Source organism: Nonomuraea sp. NPDC049480, assembly GCF_044465905.1.
In the GTDB taxonomy this organism is placed as follows: Bacteria; Actinomycetota; Actinomycetes; order Streptosporangiales; family Streptosporangiaceae; genus Nonomuraea.
Map to the genome: position 1 here is coordinate 171,632 of NZ_JBITMD010000020.1, position 14,717 is coordinate 186,348.

The following is a 14,717-nucleotide window of genomic DNA, read 5'->3' on the forward strand; positions in this document are numbered from 1 at the left end:
TTGCCGGTGCGGGTCAGGGGGCTGCGGCGGCGGGGTCGGCGAAGGACATCTCCGGGGCGCCGCCGTGGTCGAACGGGAGAACGAAGCGGCGCGGCCAGGACAGCACGCCCTCCAGCCACCCGGCCCCCATCGTCTGGCCCACGTGCCTGATCCTGGCCGACGACTCGATGCCGATCGCGACCGTCGTGATGTCCCGCTGGACGCACTCGTTCTCGTCGTCTCCCAGGATCACCCGCCACGCCAGAGCCCGGTTCCGGTCCACCTCCATCGACAACGGGTGGTGCCGGAGCGCCTTGGCCCGGTGGCCGAGCAACTCCGTGTGCACCCGGTCCCCGTTGCCGTTGACGCCGTTCGGGGAGCGGAAGAGGGCGTACTCCATCGGCGGGGCGGGGTTGCGCAGGTTCGGGGCGGGCCGGCCGTACGGGAAGAGCCGGTCGACCTCGTGCAGCCACCGCACCTGAGGGATGACCCACGACGCCCCGGGACGTTCGCCACCGGCCTCCAGCCCCGCGAGCAGGCGCGTGGCCTTCTCCGCCGCCTTCTCCGTGAGCAGCGACGGGTCGAACCAGGTGCGCAGCGACCAGGCGCGGCGCTGCACCGAGCGTTCGATCAGGGTGGCCAGCAGGCATTCGCGGCGCCGCGCGGGCAGCTCGGCCCAGGCGGACGACAGGGCGCGCGGAACCCCGGGCAGCGGCCGGTTGCTGACGAAGGCGAGGATGACCGTGTCGCACCAGATGCGCAGCCAAGCCCATTCCGGCGCGTCGGCGAGCACGTCCGCCTCGCGCAGCTCCACGAGCGTGCACGCCTGCCCGGTGCGGCACTGGGCGCCGCACGCCGCCGACCTGCGGCCCCGGATGGGCGGGGGCGGGCCTGGGAGCACCTTCTCCCTGGACTCGCCGAGCGGCACGCGGACCCGCAGCGGCCGGTCCATGCCGTCGGCGAAGACCGCGGCCGAGCCCGGCTGGAGCGAGACGACGTGGCGAGACTGCTCGTCGCTCAGGTTCATGGCGGCGCCGACGAGCTTCCTGTCGTCCTCGGCCGGTAGCCGGTGCACGACCTTCAGCGCGGTGTTCTTGACGACGTCGGTGACGAGCTTGGTGGGGATCTGCTCGGCCACCACGATGCCCTCGCCGTACGCCCTGATCTCGGCGAGCAGCCCGGCCAGCAGCTCCACGGCATGTGTGGAGGCCCGTCCGTGGCCGCGGTCGCGCAGCAGCCGGTGCGCCTCCTCGATCACGATGACGTGGCGCAGCTCGTGGGTCTTCTCCGTCCGCGCCCGCATGCGCAGGTGCTCGACGATCCTGATGATCAGCGTGCCCATGAGGAACGCCTTGTCCTCGTCGTTGGCCACGTCCTCGATGGCCAGCACGACGTCGCGTTCCAGCAGGCCGCCGATGTCGGCGGGGTGGCCGCCCTCGAAGAAGCGCCCGGCCGAGCCGACCCGCAGGGACCGGAGTCTGAGCGAGATGAAGCCCTCGACGTCGGCCTGGACCTCACGGCCGTAACCGATCTCCTTGATGACGTCCATGGCGTGCTGCTGGAGCTGTTCGAGGGTGGGGACGCTCGGCGGGACGTTCGACCCGGGGACCGCGCCGCCGGTGACGACGTCCCAGCCGGTGGCCTCGTAGACGCGCTGCAGAGCCAGCGACATGATCTGCGGGAACGGCTCCTCGGCGTCGAAGGCCGCCATGAACAGCGCCCTGACCATGTCGATGTGGGCCTGGACCGGGTAGCCGGGCTCGGGTTCGAGCGGGTTGATGCTGAACGGCACGCCGTCGGGCGCGGACGGGTTGATCACGGTGACGGGCTCGTCGACGCGGCCGGCCATGGCGGCGTACTCGGACTTGGCCGGCTCGATGGCCAGCCACGGGATGCGCGCCCTGCTGAGCTGCTCCAGCAGGTGCCGGACCGTCTGCGACTTGCCGGAGCCCGTGGCCCCCGTGACGAACGCGTGCCTGTTGAGCGTCGCCAGCGGCACCCGGAACGACCCGACGCCCCGGTCCTGCCCGTCGAGGATCTCCCCCAGCTCCAGCTCGCCGCCGTCGGCCTCGGACGTCACGTCGAAGAAGCCCGAGTCGAGCACGCGTACCCCGGGCACCTCACGCCTGGGCAGCCCGGCCAGCGCGGCGAGCGCTCCCGCGGTGGCGGCGAACGGTACGGCGGCGCCGTCCGCCGGGTCCTGCATGGTGATGGCGAGGGCCTCGGACAGCGCGTGGACCGCGCCGTGAGAGCTGCGCAACCGGTACGGGTGGTGGCTCATCTCGACCGACCCCACCAGCACGGGCGCGATCTGCCGCAACTCGTCGGCGGTGGCGCCGCCGGCCAGCACGCGCACGTTCCAGAGCCCCGCCTCCCTGAACGCGTCCAGCTCCTGCATGCGCCGCTCGGCCCGCTCGGCGTCGAACCGGGAGCGCTCGGAGGCGTCGCCGTACTGCCTGAGCACGTTGAGCTGGGTACGCAGGTGCGCCACCTCGGCGTCCAGCAGATCGGTCGGCTCGGCCACGACGAGCCAGGCGAACGGCCGCGACATGAGCGTGACCAGCGTCGCCTCGAACAGCGTCGGCTGCCGCAGCTCGTCCGGGTCCCGCCTCCCCAGAGGAGGCGCCTGGCGCCCCGGGCACGGCGTCCACACCAGGTCCGCCAGGTCCGCCAGGTATTCGTCCGACAGCTGGACCCCCCGCGCCCCGCCCGGGAACAGCAGCGGCTGCGGCCCGCTCGGGAGGTCGGGCGCGTCGGTGGCCCGGCGCGGCTGGCGCGGCGGCGACAACGGCCCCGCGTTGGTGATCAGTTCGAGCGGCGCGCCGGACCCCCGCGACAGCCACCCGATGACGAACGGCCGGTCACGCTGCGCCGCCGAGAGCACGGCGGGCAGCACGGTGACGAAATCCCACTCCGCCGACGAGCTTCGCGAGGGCGCGGCGATCGACTGGATTCGGTACCAGGGCCCACTCAGCGACACGCTCGGCTGCATATCAATCCCCCAGAGACGGTTCTTCGTTAAATTCCGCCAACCGTCAGCTCGTCACGTTGACATTGACCATGTCATTGCCTGCCCTTTCGCCAGTCCAGGCGTGGCGGTGGTGGCCCGAGGTTGGGCGGCGCCTCCCCGTCGCCGTCCTGGGCCTGGGGGTCGAGCGCCATGACGGCCTCGCGTACGTCCTCCAGCTCGCCGAGCGTGGTCTTGGGGAAGGTGAGAATGGCCGGGTTCGCGTCGGCGAGGCGTACGCGCCGGCCCTGGGCCGTGGCGTCGGTGACGATCACCGAGGTCGTGGGCAGCTGCTGGAGCTGGTGCGGCTCGACGAGGAACTCGCGCGAGCGCTGCAGCACCCGCTCCTTCTCGGAGATCTTGTCAGCGGTCCTGCCCCACTCGGTCGACTCCGTGATGTCCCCGGCGAGGTCGGCATGGCTCTCGTCCCGTTCCTCCCACTCGTCGTCCACCTGCGAGATCGTCGAGGTGTAGCCGCCGTCCAGCCCCGGCAGCGAGTCGCTGATCGTCTCGGTGAGCTGGGCGAGCTCCAGCCGGTGCTCGGTCCCGACGTGCTCGCTGGCCACCCTGGCGTCCTCGGCGTTGCCGAGCCGCATGAACGCCACCGCCGCGTGCCCCCTGCCCAGACGTTCCCGCACGGTTGGGGTCAAGGATCGATAAGTCAGAACAAGTCCGGTACGGGAGGTCTCGCAGGCGTCCATCAGCCGGTCCAGCACGTCGCCCCTGAGCTTGTCCGCGCCCGCCACGATGATCGTGTGGTACCAGGGCCGGTCGGAGGCGGGCGACTGGCGCAGGATGTGGGTGAGCGCGGTGGCCACGTACGTGCCGAGCACCCGGTTGCCGAACACGCCCGCCTGCCGGTCCATGCTCACCACCCGCAGCCGGGCGGGCGGCAGGCGTACGGCCTGCGTGCCGAGCGTCTCCAGCTTGCGCAGCTGCGACTCCAGCGCCCACGCCCGCTCGATCACCACCCGGTCGCTCACCCCGCGCCCGAACAGCGTCCCGATGCGCTCCAGCTGGGTCGCGGTGATCAGCCCGAACCTCAGGTCGTCGCGCGGGTCGCCCACCTGCGCCAGCGCCCGCAGCGCGGCCGTGACCTGACTGATCGTGGCGTTGTCCCCGAGCACCTCCAGCACCCGTTCCAGGATGGCGTTGTCGAAGCTGAGGTCACGCGTCGTGCGATGCTCCTCGCTCACGCTCACCACGTGCGCCAGCACGTCCGCGAACGCCTCCGGCTTGAGCGTGGCGCCCAGGTCGAGCCGGGGCAGGTCGACCGGCAGCACCCAGACCAGCGGATCGTCGCCGCCCTTGCGGGCCAGCTCGATCAGGTCCTTGGCGATCGCGCCCTCGGACAGGTCCAGCACGGTCAGATGCCCGCCGCTGTAGAGGCGCGTGGCACCGAGCAGGGTGATCAGCGCCGACCATCCCGGCAGCGTGCCACCCGCGACGTCGATGCGGTCGATCTCGTGCGGTACGGCCACCGCGTACCACGTGAGTTGCCGGTCGAAGCGCTCCTTGGACTCCTGCCACTCCCGGTAACGCTTGGCGTGCTCCTCCTGCGCGCGGAACAGCTCCTTGTCACGTTCCTTGCGCTGGCGTTGGTCCCTGGCCTGCTGCTCCAGCACGCGGTACTTGACCGCCCGATCGCCCTGGAGCAGCGCGTAACTGCAGATGGCCGCGACGCCCCCGGCCGCGACCAGCCCGACGATCGCGAACGACCAGGCCAGGTAGCCGGCCACCGCCACGGCCAGGATCAGCACGCTCAGCACCAGCATGAACAGACGGAAGAGGCGTACCGGCCGGTTGAGCATGTCCTCCTGGAGCCGCTCCCGGCGCATCAGCTCCATCTCGGCGGGATCGGGCGCGGCGGCGGCCTGCTCCTCGACGGGTGACGGGCGCTTCGGCGGCGGGCCCGGGTCGGGGTGCAGCAGGATGTACTGCCAGCCCAGGTAGATGCGGTCCGCCTGGAGCTGGGCATGCTCGGGATGCACGTCCGTCACGTGACCCTCCGGCCGCGATATGTCGTTAGGTGTAGGGACCAGCCCTTTCCGCTCCGTGACAGCGTATGAGCTTCAAGCCCTTAAGCGGCAGGGTTTCTCGGCAATTCGACCAGTCCGATGGGAGCATTGCGGCAGATGGGATAAGCGATAACGACTAGCATCGTTTCCCATGACGGAACCCTCCGGCGGCAGCACTGACAAGCCGAGACGCCCGGTAGTGGTACCCGCCATCGGCCTGGTGGCGTTGACCGCCATCGGCATCACCGCCCTGCTGGGCGGACTCAGCGAGGCCCCTGAAAATCCGGAGCCGCTGAGTCAGGGCGCGGTGCTCGACCAAGGCAGATATCAGACCAAGTTCGTCGAGTCGCGGGTGACCGTGGAGAAGGCTCGTTTCGACTTCGAAGAGGACAAGCGGTTCGTGGAGCTCGTCTTCGACGTCACCAACACAGGTGACGACACCTCCTCGGTGGGGAATCCACCCGAAAAGATCGAAAGAGCCTTCACCTCCGAGACCTTCGCCGGCTCGCTCGTCAAGATCACCCCGGCATTCCCCAAGGAAGCGGGCCCGTTCACCTTCGTTCGTGTCAAGGGGGGCGAGAGCAAGCAACTCCACCCCGGGGTGAAGAGCCAGGTGATCGTCAGATACGAGCTGAAGGGGAACCAGCAGCCGCCGGAGAAGATCGTTCTCGACGTGGGCACCTTCGAGTTCGAGGAGGACACCGTCCTCAGCGTGCCGCACTGGCAGTTGGTCAGCAAAGAGGTCGGCGACACGTTCATGCCCGAGATCAAGGCGCGTGTGACGCTGCCGGTCAAGAAGGGTGACGCGGCGTGACGGCCACACAGCAAGGCTCCGCCGTGGCGCCGTCCCGCCGCACCAGGCGGACGGAGCGCCGGCGCGGCGGCGGGTCCAAGGCGCTGGGCGTCGTCGCGGGGCTGCTCCTCATGGGCGGCGCCGTGGGGATGCAGACCCTCCATCTGTCGGACAACGAGCTCAGCGATCCGCTCACCTACGCGGGAGCCAAGGGCGAAGCCGTCGACGCGCGGCGTTTCAGCCTGCGACTCGACTCGCTCGCCACCGCGAAATCGATCCAGAGCGGCACCAGCACCGTCCCGACCGATCAGGTCTTCCTCATCGTCACCGTCTCGGCCAAGTCCAGCATCAAGCCCTACCACCTGGGCCAGCCGGTGCTGGTGACCGCCGACGGGAAGAAGTTCGACGCCACGGACCGGGTGGACAACACCCTGACGCTGGCACAGAAGTGGGTGCAGCCGGACATCTGGACCAGCGGCCGGTTCTTCTTCGAAGTGCCGCCGTCGGCGCTGGCGGACGCGAGCGTCGTCTTCGGCCTGCGTGCGTCCGTCGTCGTCGAGTCGTACCGGCCGGAGGTCGAGATCGATCTCGGACTGGACGAGGACGCCGCGCGCAAGTTGGCCGCCTCGGCGCAGAACGTCTACTCGACCGACAAGAAGTGATCGCCGCATGAGCACGAACGACGACGAGCGCGACTGGTTCTCCCCCAAGGGCGACAAGCGGCGCGAGGAGGACCCGCCACCGCCGCCGCCACCCAGCAGGCAACCGCCGCCCGGCCTCGGCTCACACGCCACCTGGGAGGCCCCGCCGGCTCACGGCACACCGCCGGCCTATGACACTCCTCCGGTTGACGAGACTCCTCCGGGCCAGGGCATGCCGCCGGTCACCGGCCAGGGCCTGCCACCCCGGATCGGCCGGCGCCACAGTCACGGGGCACCGCGTCCCGGCCATGACGCGCCGCACGAGCAGGGCGCGCCGCACGAGCAGGGCGCGCCGCAGGGACGGCCACCATCGCCGGCTTCAGGCATGCCGTTCGAGCCGGGCACGCCTCAGGCCTACGGCCCGCCGCCCGGACAGGGCATGCCACCCGGCTACGGCCCGCCACCCCGACAGGGCGTGCCACCCGGACAGGGCGCGCCGCAGGGCTACGGCACGCCGCAGGGTCAGCATGCGCGGCCTGGTCATGACGCGCCGCCCGAGCAGAGGCCGGCGCGCGGGCGAGGCGCCAGGCATGGACAGCCGCCGTCGCAGGGCCAGCCACCATCGCAGGGCCAAGGCGCGGCGCAGGGGCAAGGTATGGCGCACGGGCAGGGCATGCCGGGATACGGCACACCACCCGGCTATGGAGGGCCTCCGGCGCACGGCGGGCCCCCGGTTCAGGGCAGGTACCCGGGCCAGGCTCGGCCTGCGTATCCCGACCAGCAGGTCTGGCCTCCTGCCCGGCGCGAGGTCGGCAGCGCCACCCAGCCGATCCCCGTCGTACGGCCGCAGGCCCCAGGCGCCCCACCCCTGCCACCGCCAGGCGCGCCACCCGCGCAGGCCCCAGGCGCCCCGCCCCTTCCACCTCCAGGCGCCCCGCCCCTGCCGCCCCCAGGCGCGCCACCCGTGCTGCAGGCCCGGGGCACCCCGCCCCTGCCGCCTCCAGGCGCGCCACCCGCGCAGGCCACGTCGCCCGCCGCCCCGTACGACGGCCGGCAGCAACCGCCGGCAGGCCCTGAACAGGCGGACGCGACGCAGCAGTCCGCGCCCGGCCGCCCACGACGCCGTCGCACGGTCTTGATCGCCACGGGCGCCGTCGTCGTGTCGCTGCTGATCACAGCCGCCCAGAGCTACGACGGTTACCTGTTCTACGAGACGAGCACGACGAGAGGGATCGAGACCAAGGAGATCGCCGTCGCCCCCGGCCAGATGGCCAAGGTCAACAACGTCGAGTGGAAGGCTTCGGTCAAGCCCATGAAGCCGCCCGCGGACAACAAGTACGGCCCTGAGGTGACCTGGTTGCAGGTGGACATCGTCAAGAAGGTCGTCGACGAGAGCAGCGCCACGATGACCGGCCTGCCCTACGAGACGAAGCTGACGGACCGCGCCGGCCGCACCTGGGTCGTGGAGTTCGTGAACGACACCGATCGGCCGACGGACCGGCTGGAGGTGGGCAAGGAGTACAAGATCCTGGGCGCGGCCATCGTGCCGACCGCGGTGGCCAACGAGGTCGAACTGTCGTTCCGGCTGAGCAACTACCGTTCGGACACTCCCACGGAGGACCTCTTCAAGAAGGAGGCCGTCGAGAAGATGCCGTCGGACACCGAGGTCCTGCGGTTCAGGCGTCGCTGAGCGACTCTCCCTTGAGGCGCGCCCGGGTGGCCGCGATGTCGTACGTGGCCGCCAGCAGCGCCATGGTCAGCACGGTCACGATGAGCTGATGCAGGAACGACAACGGCGGCCCCTGGAAGGTCCAGGCCCACTCCGTCCGCCCGCCGATGAGCATGCGCAGCCCTCGGTCGGCGTACTGTACGGCCACCGCGATGGTGACGTAGCACAGGCACATCATGCCGAACAAGGGGAAGCCGCCCTTGATGATCATCCGCAGGGAGTTGGCAAGTGGCAGCCAGCGATCCCGGAAACCGCTGGTGACCTGGTCGAACGTCTTCTGCGTGAGATCGTGGCTGCTTTCGAGGCGCTCCACGCCCTTCTCCAGACGGGTGCCCTTGACCAGGGTCCGGGCCTGGTCGGAGTAGGCGCCGAAGACGAGCATCGCCACGGTGAGCCAGGCCAGCGGGACGGCGACGGCGTCGAGGAACAACGGCCAGACCTCGCCGAACCCGTCGGTGATGGCCTTCCACACCGGCAGGGTCTTCTGGGCCTCGTTCCAGACGTCCTCCGTGCCGGCGACGACGGTACGCTGCTCCATCCAGTCGGAACGCGCGCCCGCGAAGGCGACGGTGACGTTGAGCCCGTAGAAGACGAAGGCGAACTCCGAGAAGGCCGCGCCGAAGCCGGGGAATTTGCCCTTGCCCTTCTCCACGAGCTTCGCGAACAGCAGCTTCAGCCCGAACATGGCGGCCATCGCGCCGAGTGACACCCACAGGTTGAGGTCGATGAGCAGCCGGCCGACGACGTTCTCCTCGCCGAACCAGTTCGCGCTCGCGCCCTCGTAGTAGTGGTGGAAGAAGTCCATATCGATGAGGTCTCTGGCGTCCTCGTTCTGGAATCCCCATGCCAGATAGAGCACCGCGAACGTCGGGGCCACCCGGTCCAGCGCCCTGAAGAAGGGCTCGTTCGTCGCGCCTTCCCCGGTCCTGGCGCGGATCTCCCACAGGGCGCCGCGCAGGCTGTAGAGCATGCCGGTGGTGACCGTCATGGCCGCCAGGACGATGACGGTGAGCAGCGCCATCACGACGATCAGGCGGGCCTGCCGCCATTCGCCGTAGGCGACCTCGGTGGCGGCGTACATCAGCCCGTAGCGCACCGCCTCGCCGGCGGCGAACCAGAGGATCAGGGGCAGGGCGCACTTCCCCGCCAGGCGTAGTGCGTGCAGGGGGAGCGAATACGGCGACGGCATTCGCTGAGCCGGTGTCGGCTCTGGCTGGGGCGGTGCCGTCGCGACTGTCGAACCGGACATTTGTCGAATCGTATCGGTCTGTCCCTGGTGTCGCAGCCGCAACCACGGAAACCGTCGCTGAGCAGTTACAGAAGGATTATCCGGGCGGGAATGCCCGCGACGAAGCGCGATGCGTGCGGCACCATGGCGGTATGGAGCCGCTGCCCGCCTTCGACACCGACCCTCGCGTCGTGGGAGATCGCCTGCGGCGGCTGCGACAGGCGCGCGGCGTCTCGCTGTCCGAGCTCGCCAAGCGCGCCGGCATCGGCAAGGCCACCCTGGCAGGGGTCGAGACCGGCACGCGCGATCCGACGCTGGAGACGCTCTGGGCCATCACCGCGCAGCTCGGGGTGCCGATCGGGGCCATTCTCGACCCGCCGCCCGAGCCGCAGATCATGCGAGGCACGGCGATGGAGGCGGAGCTGCTCGAGGTGTTCGAGGACGACCGGGTCACGTACGAGCTCTACCGCGTACGCGTCCCGCCCGGCCTCACGCAGACCTCGCCCGCGCACCACGAAGGTGTGACCGAGCACGTCACGGTCTTCAGCGGCACACTGAGCGCGGGTCCGATGAAGGAACCGCTGACGGCCGGGCCTGGGGATCATATTTCGTGGCGCTCCGACGTGCCGCACGGCTATCGCGCGCACGGACCCGACATCGTCCGGGCGACGCTCCTCATGCGCTACCCCACCAAGCCCTGAGCCGGGCGGCAGGTGCGGCACGGACGGTAGCCGGCGGCTCTGGCCTGGGCGAGGGTGCGGAAGCCGTGCCGGTGGGCGGGCGTGATGCGCCTGGCGTTGTGACACGTGGGGAAGCACACGACGCCGGTGGTGTCGCTGGCCAGGTAGAACACCCGCTCCCCTGCCAGCCGGCGCAGCCGCTCCAGGTCGACGCCCTCGGCCAGCAGCAGCCGTTCCTTGGCCGCCGGGCCGAACACGTAGTCGCCTGCCACGCCGTCCGACCTGGTCACCCGGTGGCACGGGACCAGCAGCGGCACGGGGTTGTTCGCCAGCGCCGTCCCGACCGCGCGCACGGCCTTGGGGCGGCCGATCCGGGCGGCGATCCACGAGTAGGGTCGCACCTCGCCGCGCGGGATCGTCCGCGCCGCCTCCAGCACGTCGCGCTGGAAGTCGCTCAGCCCCCGCAGGTCCAGCCGCACCCTGGGCGCCCGGCCGGCGCGCAGCGCGGGCAGCAGCCCCGCGGGCGGCCGGGCGGCGGGCAGCAGCGGGCGGCCGAACCGCTCCCTGAACGCCGCCGCGAAGCCGGGGCCGGAGTGCACGTACGCCACTCCATGGCCGGTGAACGCCACCCGAAGCTCCCCGATCGGCCCGGCCACGCTCACCCAGCGGGCGGCGATCCGATCGAGCAGCCCCTCCGGCGCGTCGGCGGCCAGCGCCGCCAGCCCGGCGAGCAACCGGTCCTCGGTCATCGGGCACCTCCCAGTGCGCGCAGCCGCTGCAGTCCCCGCGACACGTGTGACTTGACCGTGCCCTGCGGGATCTTGAGCACGGTGGCGATCTCGCTGACCGGCAGATCGACGACGTGCCTGAGCACCACCGCGGCCCGCTGCTCCTCCGGGAGCCGGCCGAGCAGCTCGGCCAGCTCGTCGCCGGTCTCTCGACGCACCGCCGCCGCCTCGACGTCCTGGCCGGGATCGACGGCGTCGACCGGCTCGTCGCGCAGGTCGGGCGGCGGCTTGCGGGACTTGGTGCGGACCGCGTTGCGCCAGACGTTCATGAGAATCGTCATCAGCCACGCCCGCGACTGGAGCGCGGCGATGCGGTCGCTGTCGTAGCCGGCCAGCGCCTGGTACGCCCGCAGGAACGCCTCCGCGGTGAGGTCCTCGGCACAGGCCCACCGCCCGCTCAGCCGCAACGCGGTCGAGAAGACCAAGTTGCGGTAGGCGGCGTACATCTCGGCGAACCCCTCGTCGAGGTCGTCGAGCAGCGCCCTGGCCACCGGGTCGATCGCATTCACGTGAGATACAACACCGGCGCGCCCGGATCGGTTGCACGCGAAAGGCCCGCGTCCGGAAAGACGCGGGCCCTCACGTGAAGATGGCTCAGACGGCGACGGCGAGCGAGGCGACCTCGCCCAGCTTGGCCTCCACCTGGACATCCCTGGTGACGCCGCCGCCCGCGATGATGCGGACGGTCCAGTCGCCGGGAGCGGCGAAGAAACGGAAGATGCCGTCGTCGGACACGACGACCTCGCCGGTGAACTCACCGGAGTGGTCGAGCAGCCGTGCGTACGCCGTGCTCGCGCCTGTCACCACGCCCTGGATCACGGCCTGGGTGGCCAGGTCGATCCCGGCCGGCAGGGCGATCGTCTGCTCCGGCGCTCCGCAACCCTGTGCAGTCATTAGCGGGCCTCCCCCAGCTCGATCGGCACGCCCACGAGCGAGCCGTACTCGGTCCACGATCCGTCGTAGTTCTTCACGTTGTCCTGGCCGAGCAGCTCGTGCAGCACGAACCACGTGTGCGCCGAGCGCTCGCCGATGCGGCAGTAGGCGATGGTGTCCTTGCCGAAGTCGACCCCGGCCTCCTGGTAGAGGGTGCGCAGGTCGTCGTCGGTCTTGAAGGTGCCGTCGTCGTTGGCCGCCTTGGACCACGGGATGTTGCGCGCGGTCGGCACGTGGCCGGCGCGCTGGGCCTGCTCCTGCGGCAGGTGGGCGGGAGCGAGCAGCTTGCCGGTGAACTCGTCGGGCGAGCGCACGTCCACCAGGTTGAGCTTGCCGATGGCGGCGACCACGTCGTCGCGGAAGGCGCGGATCGCCTTTTCCTGCTCCTGGGCGACGTACTGCGTCTTGGCGCGCTGCGGCACGTCCTTGACCAGCTCGCGCGAGTCGAGCTCCCACTTCTTGCGTCCGCCGTCGAGCAGCTTGACGTTCTCGTGGCCGTAGAGCTTGAAGTACCAGTAGGCGTAGGCGGCGAACCAGTTGTTGTTTCCGCCGTAGAGCACGACGGTGTCATCGTTGGAGATGCCGCGGTCCGACAGCAGGGCCTCGAAACCGGTCTTGTCCACGAAGTCGCGGCGGACCGGATCCTGCAGGTCCTGCCGCCAATCGACCTTGACGGCGCCACGGATGTGGCCCTTGTCGTAGGCGCTGACGTCCTCGTCGACCTCGACGAGGACGACACCTGGGGTGTCGAGGTTGGCCTCGACCCAGTCGGCGTCCACCAGGGCGGCGGAGCGGCTCATTGGGAAACCTCCATGTTGGCGGCGGGCAGTAGACGGCGAATAGGCGGATACGTGGCGCAGCCAAGGCTGGATCCCCAGGCTGCGTTGAGGAACTTCGGGAAGGGCATCCGGGACGTGACCGCGGGCAACCGAAGGCGCCCCGTCACGGGGACGAGGGCGGTAACCAAGGAGGTGGCTGCCACGTCTGGGCGCGGCGCTCTAAGGTCGGCAGGCATCGCGGGATGCTCCCTGAAGGCTCGATTGGGGCGGACTCGGACGTCCGCGTTATCGTCCTCAGGCAGCGCGACAGAGCGCGGTGGCGACGCGGCAGAAATCAACCGCCCGCCGCTTCGTGAGCAGCTCTGTCGATGGGTTCATGCGCACGACACTACTCGGCGTCTCGTCATCTGTCACATCTCGTCCGGTTGGTGAGACGATTCGTGAGACGACGCGGGGGTCACGGCGGCGGCGAGCGCGACCAGGACGTCGGCTTTACGCGGCTGGCCGGAGGCCCGCCGGACGATCCTGCCCGCCGCGTCCAGCACGAGGACGGTCGGCGTGCCCGTGACGTCCAGCCGGCGCACCAGGTCGAGCCGGGACTCGGCGTCGACCTCGACGTGGCTCACGCCGGGCACGAGCGCGCTCACGTCGGCGAGGACGCGCCTGGTCGCCCGGCACGGCTGGCAGAACGCGGTCGAGAACTGCACCAGCGTCGCCCGCTCCCCCAGCGCCACGCCGAGCTCGGCCTCGGACAACAAACCCGTCACCCCTGGTGCAACGGCGCGCGGCCGCGTTTACTTCCGCGTGGAGACGCTGACGAGGATTTTGCCCTTCTGGTCGACGACGTCGAACCTGGCGATGTCCTTCATGGCGAGCGTGGTCATGCTCTTGAACGCGGGCTTGTCCTGGTAGGGCTCGTTGCTGACGACCCAGCCGTCCGTGGTCTCCCGCTGCCCGTTCCTGCCGACGACGACGAGGCTGCAGGTCGTGCCGGCGGGGACTCCGCTGACGCCCACGCCGAGCTCGGTGCCGCCGTCGCGGGGCCAGGCCATGACGGTGGCGTTGTAGCCCTTGGCGCGGTTCTCGCCGGTGAACTCGCGGCCGGCGAGCGCACTCTTGGGCGTCCTGCTGGCAGAGGGGGTGGGCTTGGGTGACGCGGAGGGCTTGGTCGCCGGCGTGGGATCGCCGCTGAAGTTCTCAGCCTTGGACGCCTGGTCGCTGTCGTCCGCCATGCGGGGCGCGACCTCCTCCGACGCCTGCCGGGACGACACGGGGGCCGCCGCCGTCCCCGCTTCCGGGCGGGATTCCTGCACGACCGTCCAGACCGTGCCGCCCAGCCCCAGCAGCGCGACGCAGGCCGCGGCCACCAGCAGCAGCCGGCCGCGCCTACTCCGCTTGGCGCGGTCGTTGAGCAGCCGGTCGAGCACCTGGCGCGGGGGGCTGGCCACCAGCTCGACGTCGCGTTCCGACACCTTCCCCAGGAACGACGCGACGCCCCCAAGCTCCAGCAGCTCGGCGCCGCACGCCTCGCAGGTCGCCAGATGGGTGTCGATCTCCAGCGCCTCGTCGGCGTCGAGCGCGCCCAAGGCGTGCGCCCCCAGGGCCAGCCGTACCTCCTCGCACGTCATCACGGCGCCAGCCCCCGCTCCTCGAGCGCGAGCTTCAGCGCGCGCAGCGCGTAGTAGGAGCGCGACTTGACCGTCCCCGGCGGAATGCCCAGCGTCGCCGACGCCTCCTTCACCGATCGCCCCCGGTAGTAGACCTCCAACAGCACCTCGCGGTGCTCCGGCCGCAGCGCGGCCAGCGCCTCGGCCACCGCCCACGACTCGACCGCGCGCTCCAGCTCGTCCTCGGCGGGCAGGACGGCCAGCGCCTCGTCGCCGGTCTCCTGCGGCCTGGCCTTCTTGGCGCGGTGCTGATCGACGACCAGGTTTCGGGCCACCGTGAACAGCCACGCGCGGATCGGCCGGTCGGAGAGCGCGTCGGGGTGTCGCCAGGCCCGCAACAGCGTCTCCTGCACCACATCCTCCGCCCGTCCCGAGTCACCGGTCAGTCGCAGCACGTATCCGTAGAGTGGCCCGGCGTGCTCGTCGAAGAGGGTTCTCACGAGTTCCTCGTCGGCGGTGCCGGCTGTGCTCACAC

General features: G+C 70.7%; 15 protein-coding genes. 4 read left to right on the forward strand and 11 right to left on the reverse strand.

Annotated features, from left to right (window positions below; genetic code table 11):
- Nucleotides 1-13: 13 nt before the first annotated feature.
- Together ACIBX3_RS42700 and ACIBX3_RS42705 are read right to left on the reverse strand one after the other, a co-directional pair.
- Nucleotides 14-2,959 carry an ATP-binding protein gene (locus tag ACIBX3_RS42700; RefSeq protein ID WP_397126313.1) on the reverse strand — a complete coding sequence of 982 codons (2,946 nt, stop codon included), beginning with the start codon at nucleotides 2,957-2,959 and terminating at the stop codon, nucleotides 14-16.
- An 83-nt stretch (nucleotides 2,960-3,042) separates the two neighbouring features.
- Complete coding sequence (locus ACIBX3_RS42705; RefSeq protein ID WP_397126314.1) at nucleotides 3,043-4,986, reverse strand: hypothetical protein; 1,944 nt, start codon at nucleotides 4,984-4,986, stop codon at nucleotides 3,043-3,045.
- A gap of 169 nt (nucleotides 4,987-5,155) precedes the next feature.
- Between ACIBX3_RS42705 and ACIBX3_RS42710 the strand changes: the two genes are divergently transcribed.
- The 3 genes from ACIBX3_RS42710 to ACIBX3_RS42720 are packed head-to-tail and all read left to right on the forward strand — an operon-like array spanning nucleotide 5,156 to nucleotide 8,128.
- Nucleotides 5,156-5,818, forward strand: coding sequence for a hypothetical protein (locus tag ACIBX3_RS42710; protein WP_397126315.1), 663 nt, complete (start codon nucleotides 5,156-5,158; stop codon nucleotides 5,816-5,818).
- Nucleotides 5,815-6,459, forward strand: a complete 645-nt coding sequence (locus ACIBX3_RS42715; RefSeq protein WP_397126316.1) for a hypothetical protein — start codon at nucleotides 5,815-5,817, stop codon at nucleotides 6,457-6,459. The genes ACIBX3_RS42710 and ACIBX3_RS42715 overlap by 4 nt, the downstream gene beginning before the upstream one ends.
- Nucleotides 6,460-6,466: 7 nt before the next feature.
- Entirely contained in the window at nucleotides 6,467-8,128 is a 1,662-nt protein-coding gene (locus ACIBX3_RS42720; RefSeq protein WP_397126317.1) for a hypothetical protein, read from the forward strand.
- Here ACIBX3_RS42720 and ACIBX3_RS42725 read toward each other — a convergent pair.
- Nucleotides 8,115-9,416 (reverse strand): hypothetical protein, encoded by a 1,302-nt coding sequence (locus ACIBX3_RS42725; protein WP_397126318.1) that lies wholly within the window; start codon nucleotides 9,414-9,416, stop codon nucleotides 8,115-8,117. The two genes, ACIBX3_RS42720 and ACIBX3_RS42725, sit on opposite strands and share 14 nt — an antisense overlap.
- A gap of 131 nt (nucleotides 9,417-9,547) precedes the next feature.
- Between ACIBX3_RS42725 and ACIBX3_RS42730 the strand changes: the two genes are divergently transcribed.
- The gene (locus tag ACIBX3_RS42730) at nucleotides 9,548-10,096 is read left to right on the forward strand and encodes a helix-turn-helix domain-containing protein (RefSeq protein WP_397126319.1); all 549 of its coding nucleotides are present in this window, start codon (nucleotides 9,548-9,550) and stop codon (nucleotides 10,094-10,096) included.
- Here the strand turns inward: ACIBX3_RS42730 and ACIBX3_RS42735 are convergent.
- The 8 genes from ACIBX3_RS42735 to ACIBX3_RS42770 form a co-directional block, all read right to left on the reverse strand.
- Nucleotides 10,078-10,824: a methylated-DNA--[protein]-cysteine S-methyltransferase gene (locus tag ACIBX3_RS42735; RefSeq protein ID WP_397126320.1), complete on the reverse strand. Its 747-nt coding sequence runs from the start codon at nucleotides 10,822-10,824 to the stop codon at nucleotides 10,078-10,080. The two genes, ACIBX3_RS42730 and ACIBX3_RS42735, sit on opposite strands and share 19 nt — an antisense overlap.
- Complete coding sequence (locus ACIBX3_RS42740) at nucleotides 10,821-11,372, reverse strand: RNA polymerase sigma factor (RefSeq protein ID WP_397126321.1); 552 nt, start codon at nucleotides 11,370-11,372, stop codon at nucleotides 10,821-10,823. Before ACIBX3_RS42740 ends, ACIBX3_RS42735 begins: the two co-directional genes overlap by 4 nt.
- Before the next feature lie 85 nt (nucleotides 11,373-11,457).
- Nucleotides 11,458-11,757, reverse strand: a complete 300-nt coding sequence (locus ACIBX3_RS42745) for a DUF1416 domain-containing protein (protein ID WP_397126322.1) — start codon at nucleotides 11,755-11,757, stop codon at nucleotides 11,458-11,460.
- Nucleotides 11,757-12,596, reverse strand: coding sequence for a sulfurtransferase (locus tag ACIBX3_RS42750; RefSeq protein ID WP_397126323.1), 840 nt, complete (start codon nucleotides 12,594-12,596; stop codon nucleotides 11,757-11,759). Before ACIBX3_RS42750 ends, ACIBX3_RS42745 begins: the two co-directional genes overlap by 1 nt.
- Before the next feature lie 273 nt (nucleotides 12,597-12,869).
- The gene (locus tag ACIBX3_RS42755) at nucleotides 12,870-12,953 is read right to left on the reverse strand and encodes a putative leader peptide (protein ID WP_350668905.1); all 84 of its coding nucleotides are present in this window, start codon (nucleotides 12,951-12,953) and stop codon (nucleotides 12,870-12,872) included.
- Nucleotides 12,954-12,985: 32 nt separating this feature from the next.
- Nucleotides 12,986-13,330, reverse strand: a complete 345-nt coding sequence (locus tag ACIBX3_RS42760) for a thioredoxin family protein (protein WP_397126360.1) — start codon at nucleotides 13,328-13,330, stop codon at nucleotides 12,986-12,988.
- Between the two features lie 39 nt (nucleotides 13,331-13,369).
- Nucleotides 13,370-14,203 carry an anti-sigma factor family protein gene (locus tag ACIBX3_RS42765; protein ID WP_397126361.1) on the reverse strand — a complete coding sequence of 278 codons (834 nt, stop codon included), beginning with the start codon at nucleotides 14,201-14,203 and terminating at the stop codon, nucleotides 13,370-13,372.
- Complete coding sequence (locus tag ACIBX3_RS42770) at nucleotides 14,203-14,715, reverse strand: sigma-70 family RNA polymerase sigma factor (protein WP_397126324.1); 513 nt, start codon at nucleotides 14,713-14,715, stop codon at nucleotides 14,203-14,205. Before ACIBX3_RS42770 ends, ACIBX3_RS42765 begins: the two co-directional genes overlap by 1 nt.
- Nucleotides 14,716-14,717 lie beyond the last annotated feature (2 nt).

Bases quoted from the DNA above. Each gene is read 5' to 3' on its own strand.
- ACIBX3_RS42735 (WP_397126320.1), bottom strand. From the start codon at position 10,824: ATGACCGAGGACCGGTTGCTCGCCGGGCTGGCGGCGCTGGCCGCCGAC.
- ACIBX3_RS42720 (WP_397126317.1), top strand. From the start codon at position 6,467: ATGAGCACGAACGACGACGAGCGCGACTGGTTCTCCCCCAAGGGCGAC.
- ACIBX3_RS42750 (WP_397126323.1), bottom strand. From the start codon at position 12,596: ATGAGCCGCTCCGCCGCCCTGGTGGACGCCGACTGGGTCGAGGCCAAC.
- ACIBX3_RS42765 (WP_397126361.1), bottom strand. From the start codon at position 14,203: ATGACGTGCGAGGAGGTACGGCTGGCCCTGGGGGCGCACGCCTTGGGC.
- ACIBX3_RS42745 (WP_397126322.1), bottom strand. From the start codon at position 11,757: ATGACTGCACAGGGTTGCGGAGCGCCGGAGCAGACGATCGCCCTGCCG.
- ACIBX3_RS42755 (WP_350668905.1), bottom strand. From the start codon at position 12,953: ATGAACCCATCGACAGAGCTGCTCACGAAGCGGCGGGCGGTTGATTTC.
- ACIBX3_RS42730 (WP_397126319.1), top strand. From the start codon at position 9,548: ATGGAGCCGCTGCCCGCCTTCGACACCGACCCTCGCGTCGTGGGAGAT.
- ACIBX3_RS42710 (WP_397126315.1), top strand. From the start codon at position 5,156: ATGACGGAACCCTCCGGCGGCAGCACTGACAAGCCGAGACGCCCGGTA.
- ACIBX3_RS42725 (WP_397126318.1), bottom strand. From the start codon at position 9,416: ATGTCCGGTTCGACAGTCGCGACGGCACCGCCCCAGCCAGAGCCGACA.